Consider the following 15,763-nt stretch of genomic DNA (forward strand, 5'->3'; position numbering starts at 1 on the left):
CTGTCCCCCTGCAAACCCTAGAGCGTCTCACCGTTTTGTGGAAACGGCGAACCGCTCTATCTTTCTGTTTTTACGCAATTCCTGACGGAAAACCGTGTCACACTTTTCCTGGAATTGCTCTAAAACCACCGCCCTTGCAATCCGGTATTTTGCCGGTAACTAAGTCGGCTAATAAACTAAAAAAACAAAATGTCAGCGGCAAACCCGCGAAATCGTGTTGCCGACCGCTTCCATGCGACATGTCTGATCATATACCGGCACGTTGGGCTGAGGCTGGCGCGCTGTCGGCCGGTCGAGCTCACGATAGATCTGCTGCTGCTGCTGGTATTGCTGCCGCTGCAATTGGTTCTGCAACTGTTGCAGCTGGTTCTGCTGCACCAATGCGTTGCGATTCGTCGGGATGACGACCTGGGCCGATACGCCGGAAGCCATGCCCAGCAAGCCGGTGGCCGCCAGGACAGCTGAAATCAGAAACGTCGATAGGCGGCGGGACGACATGGCTTCCTTGTCCGCATGAAAAACAGAACCTCTGCCTAATATAGGGTGTTCGACCGGCGGCGCCATGGTCAGCTGATCGATTGTCATGCCAAAGGAGATCCGGCCCGTGCCTCAGCATTGCACTTGACGGCGGCGGCGGCTGGCGGCTCTAACAGCGGCTCCGCCCGTCCACGCGACTGGCCGGTTGGCAAAGAGGGATTCGATGAAAATCAGGTATAAGTTTGCCATAGCGATGCTGGCCGTCGCGGGCATCGTCGGTCCGCCGGCATTCGCCGCGCAGAACAAGGGCGACAAGGTGGCCGCCCAGCCCGCCGGCGCGGCGGCCAAGCCGCAACTGCCGGGTGGCGCGTCGGCGCTTTCGGAAACGCATGGCGACTGGACGGTGAACTGCCAGGTCACCGGCACCAACAAGGTCTGCAGCCTGTCGCATCAGCAGTTCAACAAGCAGAGCGGCCAGAGGCTGCTGGCGATCGAATTGACGACCAAGACGGGTAAGGACGCCGCGGGCACGCTGGCGCTGCCTTTCGGACTTGCGCTGGCCAACGGCGTCGCGCTCGAAATCGACGACAAGAAGCTCGACGGCACGCTGCAGTTCAGCACCTGCCAGGCGGTGGGTTGCCTGGTTCCGGTGACATTCGACGCCGACACCACGCCGCTGCTGCAGAACGCCACCACGCTCAAGATCAACGCTATCGCCGCGGACACCATGCAGCCGATCTCCTTCACCATCTCGCTCAACGGTTTTGGAAGCGCGCTGGCGCGGACGGCGGATCTGTCGGCGGATTGATCCACAACGAGGGTATTCATTTTGAGGCGATTGGCGAAAGCCGGTCACCTTATTCGTTTCCGTCCACTTCGCGCAAACGATATCCGACGCCCGTCTCGGTAATGATGTAGCGCGGCTGGTCCGGGGTCTTCTCGATTTTCTGCCGCAGCTGGCGGACGTAGACCCTCAGATATTGCACGTCGGTCGAGTCGTTCCAGATCTGCTTCATCAGGAACTGGTGCGTCAGCACCTTGCCGGCATATTGCACGAGCATGCGCAGGATGGCGTATTCCTTGGGCGACAGCTTCACTTCCTTGCCCTCGACCCTGACGATGCGCTTCACCAGGTCGACCGAAAGATCGCCGGTGTGGAACACCGGCTTCTCGCCCTGCTGCTGGAACTTGTGGCGCAGCGCCACGCGGATGCGCGCGACCAGCTCGTTCATGCCGAAAGGCTTGGTCACATAGTCGTCGGCGCCAAGCTCGAGCGCCGAGACGATGCCGGCCTCGTCGGTGCGGCTGGACAGGATCACGACCGGAATGTCGAGACCCTCGCCGCGCCATTTGCCGAGCAGCTCCAGGCCGGTCATGCCGGGCAGGCCGAGATCGAGTAGGATCAGGTCCGGCCGTTCGGTCTGCAAGAACTCGATCGCCGCCTTGGTGTTCGGCGCCTCGGAGACCGTATAGCCCTGGCTGCCCAAGCCGACGCGCAGCAATTTGCGGATCGGCGGCTCGTCGTCGACGACCAATATCGACACGGTCTGATTTGTCATGCCGCATCATCCGTAAGGGGCACGCCGAGCGCCGGCAAGTCAGCCGGCACCGGCATGCGGATGGTGAAGATCGCGCCGGGACGGTCGGTGCGGTTGGCCGCCGCGATCGTGCCGCCCATCGCCTCGATGAAGCCGCGGCTGATCGACAGGCCGAGGCCCGTGCCGGCACGCACCTGGTCGCGTTTGCGCACGCGGTAGAACGTATCGAATATCCGCTCCAGGTCGCCCGGTGGGATACCCGGCCCCTCATCCATTACCTGCAGGATGACGGCGCCATTGTCGACCCAGGCCTGCAGCCGGATGATCGAGCCGGGCGAGGCATATTTGGCGGCATTGTCGAGGAGGTTGAACAGCGCCTGCTCGAACAGCACGGGATCGAGCCGCAGCATCGGCAGGTCGGCCGGAATGTCGGTCTCTATTGTGTGCTCGGCGGTGATCTTCTGCGCCCGGTTCAGCGCCGAGCCGACGACATCGCCGACATAATGGAGCGCGTAATTCGGCTCCATCGCGCCCGATTCGATCCTGGTCATGTCGAGCAGATTGGCGATGAAGCGGTTCAGCCGCTCCGACTCGCTGACGACCGTCGACAGAAGCTCCGCGCGATCCTTTTCCGGCAGCGCCGGCGCGAATTCCTTCAGCGTGCCGGCCGCGCCCATGATCGCGGCGAGCGGCGTCTTCAGGTCGTGCGAGATCGAGGTGAGCAGCGCCGAGCGCAACCGGTCCGCTTCGGCCGCAAGCCGGGCGCGGTCGACATCGGCGACCAGCTGGACCCGCTCGATGGCCACGGCGGCCTGGTCGGCCAAGGCGTCGAGCAAGCGTTGCTGCTCGGGCGTCAGCAGCGGTCCCTGCTTGTCATTGTCGAGGCCGACCACCCCGATCGCCGTCCGCCCCGTCCGCAAGGGGAGATAGAGGCGTTTTGCGCCGGGCAAGGTGTCGGCGCCGCGGCCGGCTGCGCGGTTGTGCTCCCAGGCCCAGCGCGCGGCCGCGATATCGGCCTCGGCCAGGGTATCGTCCGGCGGATAGCCGGCCTTGACGGTGATGGTGCCGTTTTCCGGCAGAAGCAGCACGACCCGGACCTTCAGCATCGAGGCGATCTGGAAGGCCGTGGCCCACAGCACGTCGTCGAGCGTGCCGGCGCCGGCGAGCTTCTTGGAAAAGGAGTAGATGTCCTCGGTGGCGCGCGCCCGCGAGCGCGCGGCGACCGCCTGCCGCTGCACGCGCGCCGTCAGATTGCTGGCGATCACGGCGACGACGAGGAAGACGGCGAAGGCTACGATGCTTTCCGGGTCCCTGATCGTCAGCGTGTAGCGCGGCTCGAGGAAGAAGAAGTTGAAGGCAAGCGCGGAGAGGAAACAGGCGTAGAGCGCCGGCCAGAGCCCGAAGGTGACCGCCGACGTCAGCACCGCCAGCAGCAGGACGCTGGCGAGATTGCGCACGTCGAGGAACTGGTCGAGGATCGAGCTGACGGCCAGCGCGCCGGCGACATAGACGGTCGAGATCAGATAGGGCCAGATCTGGAAAGGCTTCTGCTCGGTCGCGGCCTTGACCCGCGCCGAGGGCGTGTCGGTATCACGCTCGGCGCCGGAAATGACATGGACGCTGATGTCGCCGGCATTGCGGATCAGATCATAGGTGAGCGAACCCTCGATCAGCTCGCGCCAGCGCGAACGGGTAGGCCGGCCGATGACGATATGGGTAAAATTGTTGGCCGTCGCGTGGCGCACGATGTCCTGGGCGACGTTCTGGCCGGGGAGGGTGGTGATCTCGGCGCCCAGCTGCTCGGCAAGGCGCAGGTTCCTGGCCAGCCGGTCCTTGTCTTCCTCGGACATGCCGGCCAAACGCGGCGTGTCGATGTGAAGCGCCGTCCAGGGCGCGCGCAGCCGGTCGGCGAGCCGGCGCGCATAGCGGATGCGGGCCGCGCCGCCAGGCTGCGAGTCGACGCAGACGAGCACGCGCTCGCCGGCCGCCCAGGGGCCCGGAATGGCGTGCGACTGCATATGGTTGAGCAGCTGTTCGTCGACGCGCTGGGCGGTGCGGCGCAGCGCCAGCTCGCGCAGCGCCGTCAGATTGCCCGGCGAGAAATAATTCTCGATGGCGCGCTGGGCGGTGTTGGGGAAATAGACCTTGCCGTCGTGCAGCCGCTTGATGAGGTCGTCGGGGGTGAGATCGATGACCTCGATGTCGTCGGCCTCGTCGATGATGGAATCGGGGACCGTCTCGCGCACCCTGACGCGGGTGATCTGGGCGACGACGTCGTTCAGGCTCTCGACATGCTGGATATTCAGCGTGGTGTAGACGTCGATGCCTTGCGCCAGGATCTCCTGGACGTCGAGATAGCGCTTAGGATGCCGGCTGCCTGGCGCGTTGGTGTGGGCAAGCTCGTCGACAAGGACGAGGTCGGGGCGGCGCCTCAGGATGGCGTCGATGTCCATCTCTTCCAAGGTCTGGCCGCGATAGTCGACCAGTCGGCGCGGGATCACCTCGTAGCCGTCGACCAGCGCCTGGGTTTCCTTGCGGCCATGCGTCTCGACGATGCCGATGACCACATCGACGCCGTCGGCGCGGCGGGCGCGGCCCGCCATCAGCATCTCGTAGGTCTTGCCGACGCCAGGTGCCGCGCCAAGGAATATGCGCAGGCGGCCGCGGCCCTCGCGCTCGGCATGCTCCAGCAGCGCGTCGGGGGAGGGGCGGTTCTCGGAGTCGGTCCGGTCGTCGGGCATCAGTCCAATCATGGATTGCGCCGGGGACCGTGTCGATCCCCGGCGCGTGGATCACTTCAGCTCGTCCAGCGCTAGGTTCAGCGCCAGCACATTGACCACCGGCTCGCCGAGGACGCCAAGCTCGCGAGCCTCGACATGGCCGTCGACGAGCGCCTTGACCTTGGCCTCGTCAACGCCGCGGGCCTTGGCGACGCGCGGCACCTGGAAATAGGCGGCCTCGGGGCTGATGTCGGGATCGAGGCCGCTGCCGGAGGTCGTGACGAGGTCCATCGGCACCGGCGCGTTCGGGTTCTCGGCCTTCAGCTTCTCGGCGTCACCCTTGATGCGGTCGATCAGTTTCGCGTTTGTCGGGCCGAGGTTCGAGCCGCTGGAGGCCGTCGCATTGTAGCCGTCGCCGGCGGCCGACGGCCGGCCGTGGAAATAGCGGTCGCCGGCAAAGGCCTGGCCGATCAGGCTGGAGCCGATGACCTTTCCATCCTTCTCGATCAGGCTGCCATTGGCCTGGTTCGGGAACAGCGCCTGGGCAATGCCGGTCATGCCGATCGGATAGATCAGGCCGGTCAGCGCCGTGAAGAAGACGATCATGACGATAGCGGGTCTGAGTTGCTTGAACATCGGGATAAATCCTTATGCGAGGCCGAGGGCCGTGACGATCAGGTCGATCGCCTTGATGCCGACGAAAGGCACGATGATGCCGCCGAGGCCGTAGACGAGCAGGTTGCGGGTGAGCAGCGAGCCGGCGCCGATGGCACGATATTTCACGCCTTTCAGCGACAGCGGGATCAGCGCGATGATGATCAGCGCATTGAAGATGATGGCCGACAGGATGGCGCTCTGCGGCGTCGCCAGATGCATGATGTTGAGCGCCTGCAGCGGACCGGTGGACTGACCGGGCGCGACATAGAAGACCGCGAACATCGCCGGGATGATGGCGAAGTACTTGGCCACGTCGTTGGCGATCGAGAAGGTCGTCAGCGAGCCGCGCGTCATCAACAGCGCCTTGCCGATCTCGACGATCTCGATCAGCTTGGTCGGGTCGCTGTCGAGGTCGACCATGTTGCCGGCCTCGCGCGCGGCGACCGTGCCGGTGTTCATGGCGACGCCGACATCGGCTTGGGCGAGCGCCGGAGCGTCATTGGTGCCGTCGCCGCACATGGCGACCAGCTTGCCCTTGGCCTGCTCCTCGCGGATCAGCGACAGCTTGTTCTCAGGCGTCGCCTGGGCAAGGAAGTCGTCGACGCCGGCCTCGGCGGCGATGGCGGCCGCGGTCAGCGGGTTGTCGCCGGTGATCATCACCGTGCGGATGCCCATCTTGCGCAACTCGGCGAAACGCTCGGATATGCCGCCCTTGACGATGTCCTTGAGGTGGACGACGCCGAGCAGGCGCCCGTCGCGCTCGACCGCCAGTGGGGTGCCACCGGCCTTGGCGATCTCGTCGGCAACGGCCTGGAGATCGCGGATCGTGTCGCTCGTCGGGCGCGTGCCGTGGGCTGCGGCGGTCGCTTGGTTGACGTGATTGAGCACAGCGTCGACGGCACCCTTGCGCACCGACGAGCCGTCGATGTCGACGCCGCTCATGCGGGTCTGCGCGGTGAAGGGCACGAAGGCTGCGTGCAGGGTCGCCATGTCGCGGGCGCGGATGCCGTATTTCTCCTTGGCGAGCACGACGATCGAGCGGCCTTCCGGCGTCTCGTCGGCGAGCGAGGCGAGCTGGGCGGCATCGGCCAGCTCCTGCTCGGTGACGCCCTTGACCGGACGGAACTCGGTCGCCTGGCGATTGCCGAGCGTGATGGTGCCGGTCTTGTCGAGCAGCAGCGTGTCGACGTCGCCGGCGGCCTCGACGGCGCGGCCGGACATGGCAAGCACGTTGAAGCGCACCAGCCGGTCCATGCCGGCGATGCCGATGGCCGACAGCAATGCGCCGATCGTGGTCGGGATCAGCGTCACGAACAGAGCAACCAGGATCGTCACCGGGATATAGCCGCCCGAATAGGAGGCGAAGCTCGGGATGGTCGCGGTCGCCAGCACGAAGATCAGCGTCATGCCGACGAGCAGGATGTTGAGCGCGATCTCGTTCGGCGTCTTCTGGCGCTCGGCGCCCTCCACCAGCGAGATCATGCGGTCGAGGAAGGTCTGGCCGGAGGCGGCGGAGATGCGCACGCGGATCCAGTCGGACAGCACCTGGGTGCCGCCGGTGACGGCCGAACGGTCGCCGCCGGATTCGCGGATGACGGGCGCGGATTCGCCGGTGATCGCCGCCTCGTTGACGGAGGCCACGCCTTCGATCACCTCGCCGTCGGACGGGATGATGTCGCCGGCCTCGACCAGCACGACATCGCCGACCTTCAGGCTGGTGCCCGGCACCAGCTTGAATTTCGCGCGGTCGCCGTTGCTGAGCAGCTTGGCCTGAATCTCGGTGCGCGCCTTGCGCAGCGTGTCGGCCTGCGCCTTGCCGCGGCCTTCGGCGACGGCCTCGGCGAAATTCGCGAACAGCACGGTGAACCACAGCCAGATGATGATCTGCAGGGTGAAGCCGAGATCGCCGCCCCCGGCGATGAGATCCTTGACGAACAGAACGGTGGTGAGAGCCGAGACGACGGCGACGACGAACATCACCGGATTACGGACCAGCGTGCGCGGGTTCAGCTTGCGGAAGGCGCCGCCGATGGCGGGCACCAGGATGCGGGCATCCAGAATGCTCGCGGATTTGGACTGGCTCATTTTTGGGCTCCAGTATCGGTTATGTTGGACGGCGCCGGGTGTTCGGTCTTCGGGAAGAGGTGCGGAAGACCGGTGGCCAGCAGCCACAGCACGAACAGCACGGCCGCCATGCCGAGAAAGGTTGAAAGCGTCGGGAAAGGACGAGGCTTCTCGTCCCTTCCGTTGTCGGGCGCTCCGTCACCGGCCTGGTGACCGTCGTGCCGACGTATGTGGTTGAACCCGGGCATGGTCATCTCAGAAGGTCTGTCCATGGATCATCGCCAGATGCTCGACGATCGGGCCGACGGCGAGCGACGGGAAGAAGGTGAGGCCGCCGACGATGATGATGACGCCGACCAGCAGGCCGACGAACAGCGTGCCGTCGGTCGGGAAGGTGCCGGCCGAAGCGGGCACGGTCTTCTTCGCCGCCAGCGAGCCGGCAATGGCCAGAGCCGGGATGATGACCAGGAAGCGGCCCATCAGCATGCCGATTGCACCCGTGAGGTTGAACCAGGGTGTGTTGCCGGTGAGGCCGCCGAAGGCCGAGCCGTTGTTCGCGGCGGACGACGTGTAGGCATAGAGCACCTCGGAGAAGCCGTGCGGGCCGCCATTGGCCATCGAGGCCACGGCGCTCGGCAGGACCACGGCGATCGCCGTGAAGATCAGCATGGCCAGCGGCAGGCACAGGATGGCGAGCATCGCCATCTTCACCTCCCTGGCCTCGATCTTCTTGCCGAGATATTCCGGCGTACGGCCGACCATCAGACCGGCGACGAAGACGGCGATGACGACGAACATCAGGATGCCGTAGAAACCGGCGCCGACGCCGCCGACGATGACTTCGCCGAGCTGCATGTTGATGATCGGGATCATGCCGCCGAGCGCGGTGAAGCTATCGTGCATGGCGTTGACGGCGCCGCAGGAGGCTGAGGTGGTGATGACCGCGAACAAGGCCGACAGGGCGATGCCGAAGCGGGTCTCCTTGCCTTCCATGTTGCCGCCGTCGATGCCGAGCGCATGGACCAGCGGGTTGCCGGCGGCCTCGGCCCAATAGCAGACGACGACGCCGGCGATGAACAGCACGCCCATCGAGGCGAGGATCGCCCAGCCCTGGCGCTCACTGCCGACCATGCGGCCGAAGACGTTGGTGAGGCCGGCGCCGAGCACGAAGATGGTCAGCATCTGGATCAAGTTGGAGATCGCGTCCGGATTCTCGAACGGATGCGCGGCATTGGCGTTGAAGAAGCCGCCGCCATTGGTTCCGAGCATCTTGATGGCGACCTGCGAGGCGACCGGTCCGAGTGCGATGGTCTGCTTGGCGCCTTCCAGCGTGGTGGCGTCAACATAGGGCCCAAGCGTCTGCGGAATGCCGAGCCAGACATAGACCAGCGTCAGCACGATACACATCGGCAGGAGCACGTAGAGCGTGCAGCGGGTCAGATCGACCCAGAAATTGCCGATCGACTTGCCCGAGGCACGAGCGAAGCCGCGGATCAATGCGATTGCAATCGCAATGCCGGTGGCGGCCGAGACGAAATTCTGGACGGTGAGGCCCGCCATCTGCACGAGATAGGACATCGTGCTTTCGCCGCCGTAGTTCTGCCAGTTGGTGTTGGTGACGAAGCTCGCGGCGGTGTTGAAGGCGAGCTGCGGGTCGACCGCGGTCATGCCTGCGGGGTTGTAGGGCAGCACGCCCTGCAGCCGCTGCAACGCGTAAAGAACGAGGAAGCCGGCGAGATTGAAGAGCAGCATGCCTGTCGTGTAGACGGCCCAGTGTTGTTCCTCTCGCTCATTGGTGCCAGCTAAGCGATAAAGGCCGCGTTCAATCGGAACCAGAACCGATGAAAGAACAGTGCGGTCGCCGTTGAAGACGCGGTGCATATAGAAGCCGACCGGCTTAACGAGCGCGACGAGGATGCCGCAATAGAGAAGGATCTGTATCCAGCCGTAGATTGTCATGGTGATGGCTTTCCGTGCCTGGCGCCGGAACGTTCAGAAACGCTCGGGGCGGATGAGGGCGTAGGTAAGGTAGGCGAGCAGGAACAAGGTCACCGCGCCGCCAAGGAAATAATCGAGAAGCATGATCCGGCCCTTCCGCTCAGATTCTGTCGCAGGCTTTGACGTAGGCTAAGGACAGGGCGAAGAACAAAATCCCGATCCCGAGAACGATGAGGTCCATGGCAGGTCTTCCTTGTTCCACTTTGTGTTTGCGGGCTCGCGGTGGCGGGCTCAAAACTGCACGCGGACGCTCGACACCTTGGCGGCGACGGCGATCAAGCGTTTCTTCGAAGGAGATATGGACCCGATCGCCATAAAGGTTCGAGACGGAGCGGGCGGGAAAGATATAGGAATTTTATAGGGATTTTGGCCGACGCCGTCCGAAGGTCCGGTTGGTTAGTGTGCGTTGGCAGGTTCCATGCCTTGGCGACTGGGCGAGACACCTATCGCATCGTCATCCACGGGCGGAGCCTTGGAATGACGAGGTTCATGAGCCTTCAGCTCATCACCAGCGTTTGCGCTGACCCCAACGGTCGTTGATAGCCTTGCCCGACAAAGGTGATCGCCTAAATCCCCGGCTGCCGATCCCTCCACGGCATCTCCCCTTCTATCTGCGTGGACAGCGCCAGCACTGACGCCTCGTCGCCGTACCGGCCGACGAGCTGCACGCCGATCGGCACGCCGCCCGCCGATTGCCCGAGCGGCAGCGAGATCGCCGGCAGGCCGGAGATGTTGAAGGGGAAGTTGAAGACCGCGTCGCCCCATTTGGCGTTGTAGCGGTCGAGATCGGTCTCCGACATGTCGTAGTAGCCGAGCGGGCGCGGCAGCTGCGTCAGCGTCGGGGTGATGAAGATGTCATAGGGGTTTAGGTCGCCGACGATATCGCGGCCGATCAGCCTCAGTTGCTCGACGTCGGAAACATGTTTGATGCCGCTGGTCGCGCGGCCGCGCTCGATGACCGCCCAGGTCACCGGCTCGAGATCGTTCGGTGTCACGGGGCGGCCGACCAGCGTTTCGAGGAAGCCGAAGGTGGCGGCCGTCTGCACGTTGGTCATGTCGGTGTAGGTCTTCCACGCGGCATCGGCGTCGAGCGGCATGTCATGCTCCTCGACGTCGTGGCCGAGGCGTTCGAGCAGGGCGACCGTGGAAAGCACGGTCTGCTTGACTTCAGGATCTATCGCGGCGCCGTTCGGCGGCGTGACGGTAAAGCCGATGCGCAGCTTCTTCGGCGCCCGTGCGGAGAGGTTCAGCCAGCTTTCCGCCGGAACCGGCGGGGTGTAGGCGTCGCCGGGCAGGGCGCCGGCCACCGCGTCGAGATAGGCGGCGGTGTCGCGCACGGTGCGTGAGCAGCAGAGGAAATAGGCGCCGCCATACCAATAGTCGCCGTAGGGCGCGAGGCTGACGCGGCCGCGCGAAGGCTTCAGGCCGACAATGCCGCAGCAGGAAGCCGGCACGCGGATCGAGCCTGCGCCGTCGCTGGCCTCGGCGATCGGCACCATGCGCGAAGCGATCGCGGCGGCAGCGCCGCCGCTCGATCCGCCCGGCGTGATGCCTTGCTTCCACGGGTTTTTCGTCGCGCCGTAAAGTTTTGGCTCGGTGGTGATCGACCAGCCGTTTTCCGGCGCGTTGGATTTACCGACGAGGACGAGCCCGGCGGCCTTGATGCGGCGCACCACTTCGCTGTCGGAATCGGCGACGAAGTCCTTCAGGTAGCGGCAGGAGTTGGTAAGAGGCGCGCCTTTCCAGGACGAGGCGAGCTCCTTGAGCAGATAGGGCACGCCGGCGAAGGGTGCGTTCCTGTCCACCGTCGCCGCCTGGGCGCGCGCCATGTCGTAGAGGCGGTGGATGACAGCATTGAGCGATGCGTTGAGGCGTTCGATCATGGTGATCGCCGCTTCAACGAGCTCAGCGGGGGCGACCTCGCCGCGCTTCACCAGGGCGGCGAGCGCCAGCGCGTCGGAATCTTTGTAAGTTTCGAGCAGGCTCTCCTAGACCGCAGCCATGTGTTCCTCCCACTTACAAGTGCCGTCAGTTGCGAACTGGCCCAGACTCACCCTCACCCAGCCTCCGCTTCGCTCGGCTGACCTCTCCCCGGCGGGGAGAGGAGGCTTTCGGTGCCGGCGCCAATCTCTTCTCCCCGCCGGGGAGAAGGTGGCCGCGAAGCGGCCGGATGAGGGGGCTGGCGCTACCGCTGATCGGGTAACCTCACGCCAGCTCGACGGTGCGCTTCTCTGCGATGCTCTGTTCGGCCGCCAGCACGATGCGCAGGCTGTTGACCGCGGCATCCATCTGCTCGGTCAAATCGAGGTCCTCGCGGATGGCGCGCAGGAAGAAGGCCTGCTCGCGGTCGCAAAGCTCTTGATGGCCGGGCTCGTCCTCCATGCTGACGATCTCGTCGGGCTTGGCAAAATTCTTGTCGCCGTCGACCTGTGCATAGTGGATCTTCAGCGCGTCGGTCTTGGTGTGGCGGTCGATGTCGGCGGAATCGGACACCTCCTCGGCATCCTTGGCGCTGCTCCCTCCCTGGCCGGCGACGATCGAGACGGCGCCCTTCGGGCCGACCACGTCCTTCACGAAATAGGCCGTCTCGCTCATCATCGGACCCCAGCCGGCCTCGTACCAGCCGACCGAGCCGTCATCGAAGGTGACGTGCAAATGGCCGTAATTCTGCTTGTCGGCCTCGGCCCAGAGTTTTGCGCCGATGCCGTGCACGCGCACCGGCTTGGCGCCGGTCAGCTGGCACATGACGTCGACATAATGGACGCCGCAGTCGACGATCGGGATCAGCGAGTCGATCAGGTTCTTGTGCCAATGCCAGGCGGTGCCGCTGCTCTGCTGGTTGAGGTTCAGGCGCATCACCAGCGGCTTGCCGAGCGTCTTGCCGACCTCGATGAATTTGATCCAGGACGGGTGGACGCGCAGGATATAGCCCAGCACCAGCTTGCGGTTCTTCGCCCGCGCCGCGGCCACCACCTTCTCGGCGTCCGCGATGTTGGTGGCCAGGGGCTTTTCCATGAAGACATGGCAGTTGGCGGCGATCGCCTTCAGCGCGTATTCGGCGTGCGTGTTCGGCCAGCTGTTGATCGAGACCGCGTCCGGCTTCGTCTCCTTCAGCGCCAGGTCGAAATCCTCATAGAGCGGGTAGCCGGCGAGTTCTTTCGGGATCTTCTTGTTGTTCTTGATGGTGCGGCTCATGATGCCGACGATCTCGAAGCCGTCGGAGCGGTGATAGGCGCTGGCATGCGAAGCGCCCATATTGCCCAGACCAACCACCAGTATTTTCACCTTGTCGGCCATCGAAGCCTCCCCCAATGCTCTTTAAACGGAATTGCGGGCGGCGCCTCGCGCCGCCCGGTGGTCATGGCAGTCGCGTTACTTCACCGCCGAATCGAACAGGTGCGCCTTGATCTTGTCGACATCGAGCGCGGCAAAGCCTTCCGACAGTTTGACGCCGTCGGCATCGGCCTTGACCTTGGCCTTGTCGAAATCGTTGGCGGCCGGGATCAGATCGTTGGTGCAGACGTCCTCGGCCTTCACCGGCGCGCTGATCTGGCCGATCTTGAGGATCTCGTCGAAGAAGCCCTGCCAGCTCGCCATGTCGTGCGAGCCCCAGCCGCCGCGCTTGTCCATGTCGCCGCGGAAGACGTTGATCTGCTGCAGGATCGAAGTGGTGCCGAGCTCGGGGCCGAGGTTCTTGGCCAAGGTCGGGAACTGCTCGAACACGGCTTCGACCGCGGCGCGCGGATTCTGGTAGCCGAACTCGAGGCCCATCGCCCAGCCGCGCAGATACTTCTCCAGGAAGGCCTTCTTATCGGCATCCTCGAGGTCGGCGGCGCGTACGACGAAGGTGTTGGCCGGCAGCTTGGAGTTCTTGACGCCGAGCCAGTACTCGAAGTCGAGTCCCTTGGCGATCCATTCGGCGCGCAAGCCTTCCCAGGAAAGCGCCGCATCGCCCTGGCCGCCGGCCAGCGCGGTGCCCCAGGTCGGCCAGCCGGCCTCGACATATTTCACCTTCTTGATGTCGACGCCCTGGGCCGCCAGCAGCGGATCGACGATCGCCTGCCAGGCGGCGGAGCCGAGCAGAATGGTCTTGCCTTCGAGGTCCTTCAGGTTGTTGGTGCCCTGGCCCTTGCGGAAGGCGAGGCTGAAAGTATCGCGCGCGCCCATGTGGAAGACGGACTTCAGCTTCATGCCGTTTTGAATGGCGAAGGAGAAGACGCCGGGCGAGGGGAAGCCCATGTCGGCCTGGCCGACATCGACGAATTTCACCGTCGCGGTGCCATCCGAAGGGCCGGGCTGCATGTCGGTGGCGAGGTCGCCGAAATAGCCGGCCTTCTTCGCCGACCAGTAGGGATAGTCGTCAAGCACTTCGAGCGTGCCGCGCGGCGAGATCCAGGTGAATTTCTCATAGGCCGCCGCCCTGGCCCTCAGGCCGGATGCGCCGAGCGCGGTGGCGGTCACGACGCCGGCCGCCGTCACCTGCAGGAAGTAGCGGCGGCTGATGCCGGCCGGGACGCTGGAATGGATCGGATTGTCGTTGGTCATGGCATTCCCCTTTGTTGATTGCCCTTATTGATCGCTTGCCTTGCCTTCGCCCGCCTCCCGGGCGTGATTTTGCCTGTTGGTCAGGTCTCCCAGCTCGCCCACTTCTTGCCGATCAGGAAGAACAGCACGTAGATCAGGATGCCGAGCGTCGAGAGGATCAACACCACGGCGAAGAATTGCGGCATCTGGATCATCGACGAATAGGAAGTCAGCCGGTTGCCGAGGCCGAAGCCGCCGCCGACCATCTCGGCGCCGACGGCGGTGAGCAGGCCGAAGATCGCGCCGATCATCAGCCCGACCAAGATCATCGGCAGCGCCATCGGCGCGCGGATCTTCCAGAAGATCTGCAGCGTGCTTGCGCCATAGGAGCGGGCCAAGGCGATCTTGGCGCTGTCGACACGGCGGAAGCCGGTCGCTGCGTTGATCATCACCATCGGGCCGGCGGCCAGAGCGACCGCGATGATGCGCGGCGTGTAGCCGAAGCCGAAGCGCAGGATGAGCAAAGGCACCAGCGCCAGCATCGGCGTGGTGACCAGGATCAGGATGTAAGGCGCGACGATCTTCTCGGCGAAGGGAAACTGCGTGATCACCGCCGCCATCACCAGGCCGACGATGGCGCCGATGGCGAAGCCTGAGACAAGCTCGACCAGCGTGTAGCCGAGATGCGGCGCGATCAGCGGGAACTCGTCGAACAGCGCGTAAACGATCGAGCTCGGCGGCGGCATGATATATTGCGGCACGTGGAAGAGGCGTAGCGCCAGCTCAATGCCGCCGATGATGACCACCGCCACGGCAAGGATCGCCGCCACCTCGGCTCCGGACTTGATGCCGGGACCGCTGGCGAAGGCCGAAAGATTGGTCAGGCTGACGTCCTGCCCGTCTCCGGATTTGGCCTTCGAGAATTCCGGAATGGCGTCGCCTCCGCTCACGGCCTGATCCTCACGATTTCAGCGCTCTTGTGCTCCGGCTGTTCCTGGGCCTGCGGCCTACGCTCGCCGACGATGTCCATCTTGATGCGGTTGGTGAGGTCGAAGACCTCCTTCGTCGCCATGATCTCCAGCGAACGCGGGCGCGCGAACGGCACGTCGTAGATCTTGGCGACGCGGCCGGGCCGCGTGGTCAGCACCACGACGCGATCGGAGAGGAAGATAGCTTCCTCGATGCTGTGGGTGATGAAGACGATGGTGGTCTTGGTGTCGAGCCAGATCTCCTCGACAAGGCGGTTCATCTCCTCGCGGGTAAAACTGTCGAGAGCGCCGAAGGGTTCGTCCATCAAAAGCACGGAAGGCTTCAGCGCCAGCGCGCGCACGATCGCGGCGCGCTGCTGCATGCCGCCGGAAAGCTCGCGCGGGAATTTGCCGCCGAAGCCATCCAGCCCGACGCGGTGCAAGAGATGGGCGATCCAGGCGCGGTCGGGCTTCTCGCCCTTGATCTCGAAGGGGAAGTTTATGTTGGCGTCGAGATTGCGCCAGGGCAGGAGGTTCGCTTCCTGGAAGACGATGCCGATCTCGGGGCGCGGTCCAGTGACCTCCTTGCCGTCGAGCAGGATCGCGCCGCCGGTCAGCCGGTGCAGGCCCGACATAGACCACAACAGCGTGGTCTTGCCGCAGCCGGAAGGGCCGACGATCGAAACGATCTCATTGGGTTGGACATCGAGGCTGCAGCGGTCCAGCGCCAGAAGATCGCCGGAACCTGTCTGATAGACCTTGGTCGCTGCCTGCACGCCGAGCTTCGGCGTTCTTGCGCTTGCCGTACTCATGCTCC

At 64.6% G+C, this 15,763-nt stretch carries 14 protein-coding genes; 1 reads left to right on the top strand and 13 read right to left on the bottom strand.

The features are described from left to right. Positions 1–192: 192 nt before the first annotated feature. Positions 193–585, bottom strand: a complete 393-nt coding sequence (locus EJ072_RS21710; RefSeq protein WP_245466932.1) for a hypothetical protein — start codon at positions 583–585, stop codon at positions 193–195. A 115-nt stretch (positions 586–700) separates the two neighbouring features. Between EJ072_RS21710 and EJ072_RS21715 the strand changes: the two genes are divergently transcribed. Next, positions 701–1,285: an invasion associated locus B family protein gene (locus EJ072_RS21715; RefSeq protein ID WP_126081221.1), complete on the top strand. Its 585-nt coding sequence runs from the start codon at positions 701–703 to the stop codon at positions 1,283–1,285. 49 nt (positions 1,286–1,334) lie between these two features. Here EJ072_RS21715 and EJ072_RS21720 read toward each other — a convergent pair whose 3' ends face one another. The 12 genes from EJ072_RS21720 to EJ072_RS21775 form a co-directional block, all read right to left on the bottom strand. Continuing rightward, positions 1,335–2,036 (bottom strand): response regulator transcription factor, encoded by a 702-nt coding sequence (locus tag EJ072_RS21720; RefSeq protein WP_126081222.1) that lies wholly within the window; start codon positions 2,034–2,036, stop codon positions 1,335–1,337. Next, on the bottom strand, positions 2,033–4,756 hold the full coding sequence (locus EJ072_RS21725; RefSeq protein ID WP_126083708.1) for a sensor histidine kinase KdpD: 2,724 nt from the start codon (positions 4,754–4,756) through the stop codon (positions 2,033–2,035). Before EJ072_RS21725 ends, EJ072_RS21720 begins: the two co-directional genes overlap by 4 nt. 51 nt (positions 4,757–4,807) lie before the next feature. Continuing rightward, positions 4,808–5,371 (bottom strand): potassium-transporting ATPase subunit KdpC, encoded by a 564-nt coding sequence (gene kdpC, locus EJ072_RS21730; RefSeq protein WP_126081223.1) that lies wholly within the window; start codon positions 5,369–5,371, stop codon positions 4,808–4,810. A 12-nt stretch (positions 5,372–5,383) separates the two neighbouring features. After that, a complete protein-coding gene (gene kdpB, locus EJ072_RS21735) occupies positions 5,384–7,477 on the bottom strand; it encodes a potassium-transporting ATPase subunit KdpB (protein WP_126081224.1) in 2,094 nt (697 codons plus the stop codon). Continuing rightward, positions 7,474–7,704, bottom strand: a complete 231-nt coding sequence (locus EJ072_RS21740; protein ID WP_126081225.1) for a hypothetical protein — start codon at positions 7,702–7,704, stop codon at positions 7,474–7,476. The genes kdpB and EJ072_RS21740 overlap by 4 nt, the downstream gene beginning before the upstream one ends. Before the next feature lie 7 nt (positions 7,705–7,711). Continuing rightward, positions 7,712–9,415, bottom strand: coding sequence for a potassium-transporting ATPase subunit KdpA (gene kdpA / locus EJ072_RS21745; RefSeq protein ID WP_126081226.1), 1,704 nt, complete (start codon positions 9,413–9,415; stop codon positions 7,712–7,714). Positions 9,416–9,448: 33 nt separating this feature from the next. Further along, on the bottom strand, positions 9,449–9,538 hold the full coding sequence (locus EJ072_RS21750; RefSeq protein WP_126081227.1) for a K(+)-transporting ATPase subunit F: 90 nt from the start codon (positions 9,536–9,538) through the stop codon (positions 9,449–9,451). A 482-nt stretch (positions 9,539–10,020) separates the two neighbouring features. Then, complete coding sequence (locus EJ072_RS21755) at positions 10,021–11,436, bottom strand: amidase (protein ID WP_281061020.1); 1,416 nt, start codon at positions 11,434–11,436, stop codon at positions 10,021–10,023. Between the two features lie 223 nt (positions 11,437–11,659). Then, positions 11,660–12,751: a Gfo/Idh/MocA family oxidoreductase gene (locus tag EJ072_RS21760; RefSeq protein ID WP_126081228.1), complete on the bottom strand. Its 1,092-nt coding sequence runs from the start codon at positions 12,749–12,751 to the stop codon at positions 11,660–11,662. Between the two features lie 75 nt (positions 12,752–12,826). After that, the gene (locus EJ072_RS21765; protein ID WP_126081229.1) at positions 12,827–13,999 is read right to left on the bottom strand and encodes an ABC transporter substrate-binding protein; all 1,173 of its coding nucleotides are present in this window, start codon (positions 13,997–13,999) and stop codon (positions 12,827–12,829) included. An 80-nt stretch (positions 14,000–14,079) separates the two neighbouring features. Beyond that, on the bottom strand, positions 14,080–14,928 hold the full coding sequence (locus EJ072_RS21770) for an ABC transporter permease (RefSeq protein ID WP_126081230.1): 849 nt from the start codon (positions 14,926–14,928) through the stop codon (positions 14,080–14,082). Further along, positions 14,925–15,758, bottom strand: coding sequence for an ABC transporter ATP-binding protein (locus EJ072_RS21775; protein WP_126081231.1), 834 nt, complete (start codon positions 15,756–15,758; stop codon positions 14,925–14,927). The genes EJ072_RS21770 and EJ072_RS21775 overlap by 4 nt, the downstream gene beginning before the upstream one ends. Positions 15,759–15,763 lie beyond the last annotated feature (5 nt).

Origin of the sequence: Mesorhizobium sp. M2A.F.Ca.ET.046.03.2.1 (assembly GCF_003952425.1) — a bacterium.
Classification (GTDB): Bacteria; Pseudomonadota; Alphaproteobacteria; order Rhizobiales; family Rhizobiaceae; genus Mesorhizobium.

What these genes read in the sequence shown, in the direction of transcription:
- kdpA (WP_126081226.1), bottom strand. Translation starts at nt 9,415, where the DNA reads ATGACAATCTACGGCTGGATACAGATCCTTCTCTATTGCGGCATCCTC.
- kdpC (WP_126081223.1), bottom strand. Translation starts at nt 5,371, where the DNA reads ATGTTCAAGCAACTCAGACCCGCTATCGTCATGATCGTCTTCTTCACG.
- EJ072_RS21720 (WP_126081222.1), bottom strand. Translation starts at nt 2,036, where the DNA reads ATGACAAATCAGACCGTGTCGATATTGGTCGTCGACGACGAGCCGCCG.
- EJ072_RS21760 (WP_126081228.1), bottom strand. Translation starts at nt 12,751, where the DNA reads ATGGCCGACAAGGTGAAAATACTGGTGGTTGGTCTGGGCAATATGGGC.
- EJ072_RS21710 (WP_245466932.1), bottom strand. Translation starts at nt 585, where the DNA reads ATGACAATCGATCAGCTGACCATGGCGCCGCCGGTCGAACACCCTATA.
- EJ072_RS21750 (WP_126081227.1), bottom strand. Translation starts at nt 9,538, where the DNA reads ATGCTTCTCGATTATTTCCTTGGCGGCGCGGTGACCTTGTTCCTGCTC.
- EJ072_RS21740 (WP_126081225.1), bottom strand. Translation starts at nt 7,704, where the DNA reads ATGCCCGGGTTCAACCACATACGTCGGCACGACGGTCACCAGGCCGGT.
- EJ072_RS21725 (WP_126083708.1), bottom strand. Translation starts at nt 4,756, where the DNA reads ATGCCCGACGACCGGACCGACTCCGAGAACCGCCCCTCCCCCGACGCG.
- EJ072_RS21765 (WP_126081229.1), bottom strand. Translation starts at nt 13,999, where the DNA reads ATGACCAACGACAATCCGATCCATTCCAGCGTCCCGGCCGGCATCAGC.
- kdpB (WP_126081224.1), bottom strand. Translation starts at nt 7,477, where the DNA reads ATGAGCCAGTCCAAATCCGCGAGCATTCTGGATGCCCGCATCCTGGTG.
- EJ072_RS21775 (WP_126081231.1), bottom strand. Translation starts at nt 15,758, where the DNA reads ATGAGTACGGCAAGCGCAAGAACGCCGAAGCTCGGCGTGCAGGCAGCG.
- EJ072_RS21715 (WP_126081221.1), top strand. Translation starts at nt 701, where the DNA reads ATGAAAATCAGGTATAAGTTTGCCATAGCGATGCTGGCCGTCGCGGGC.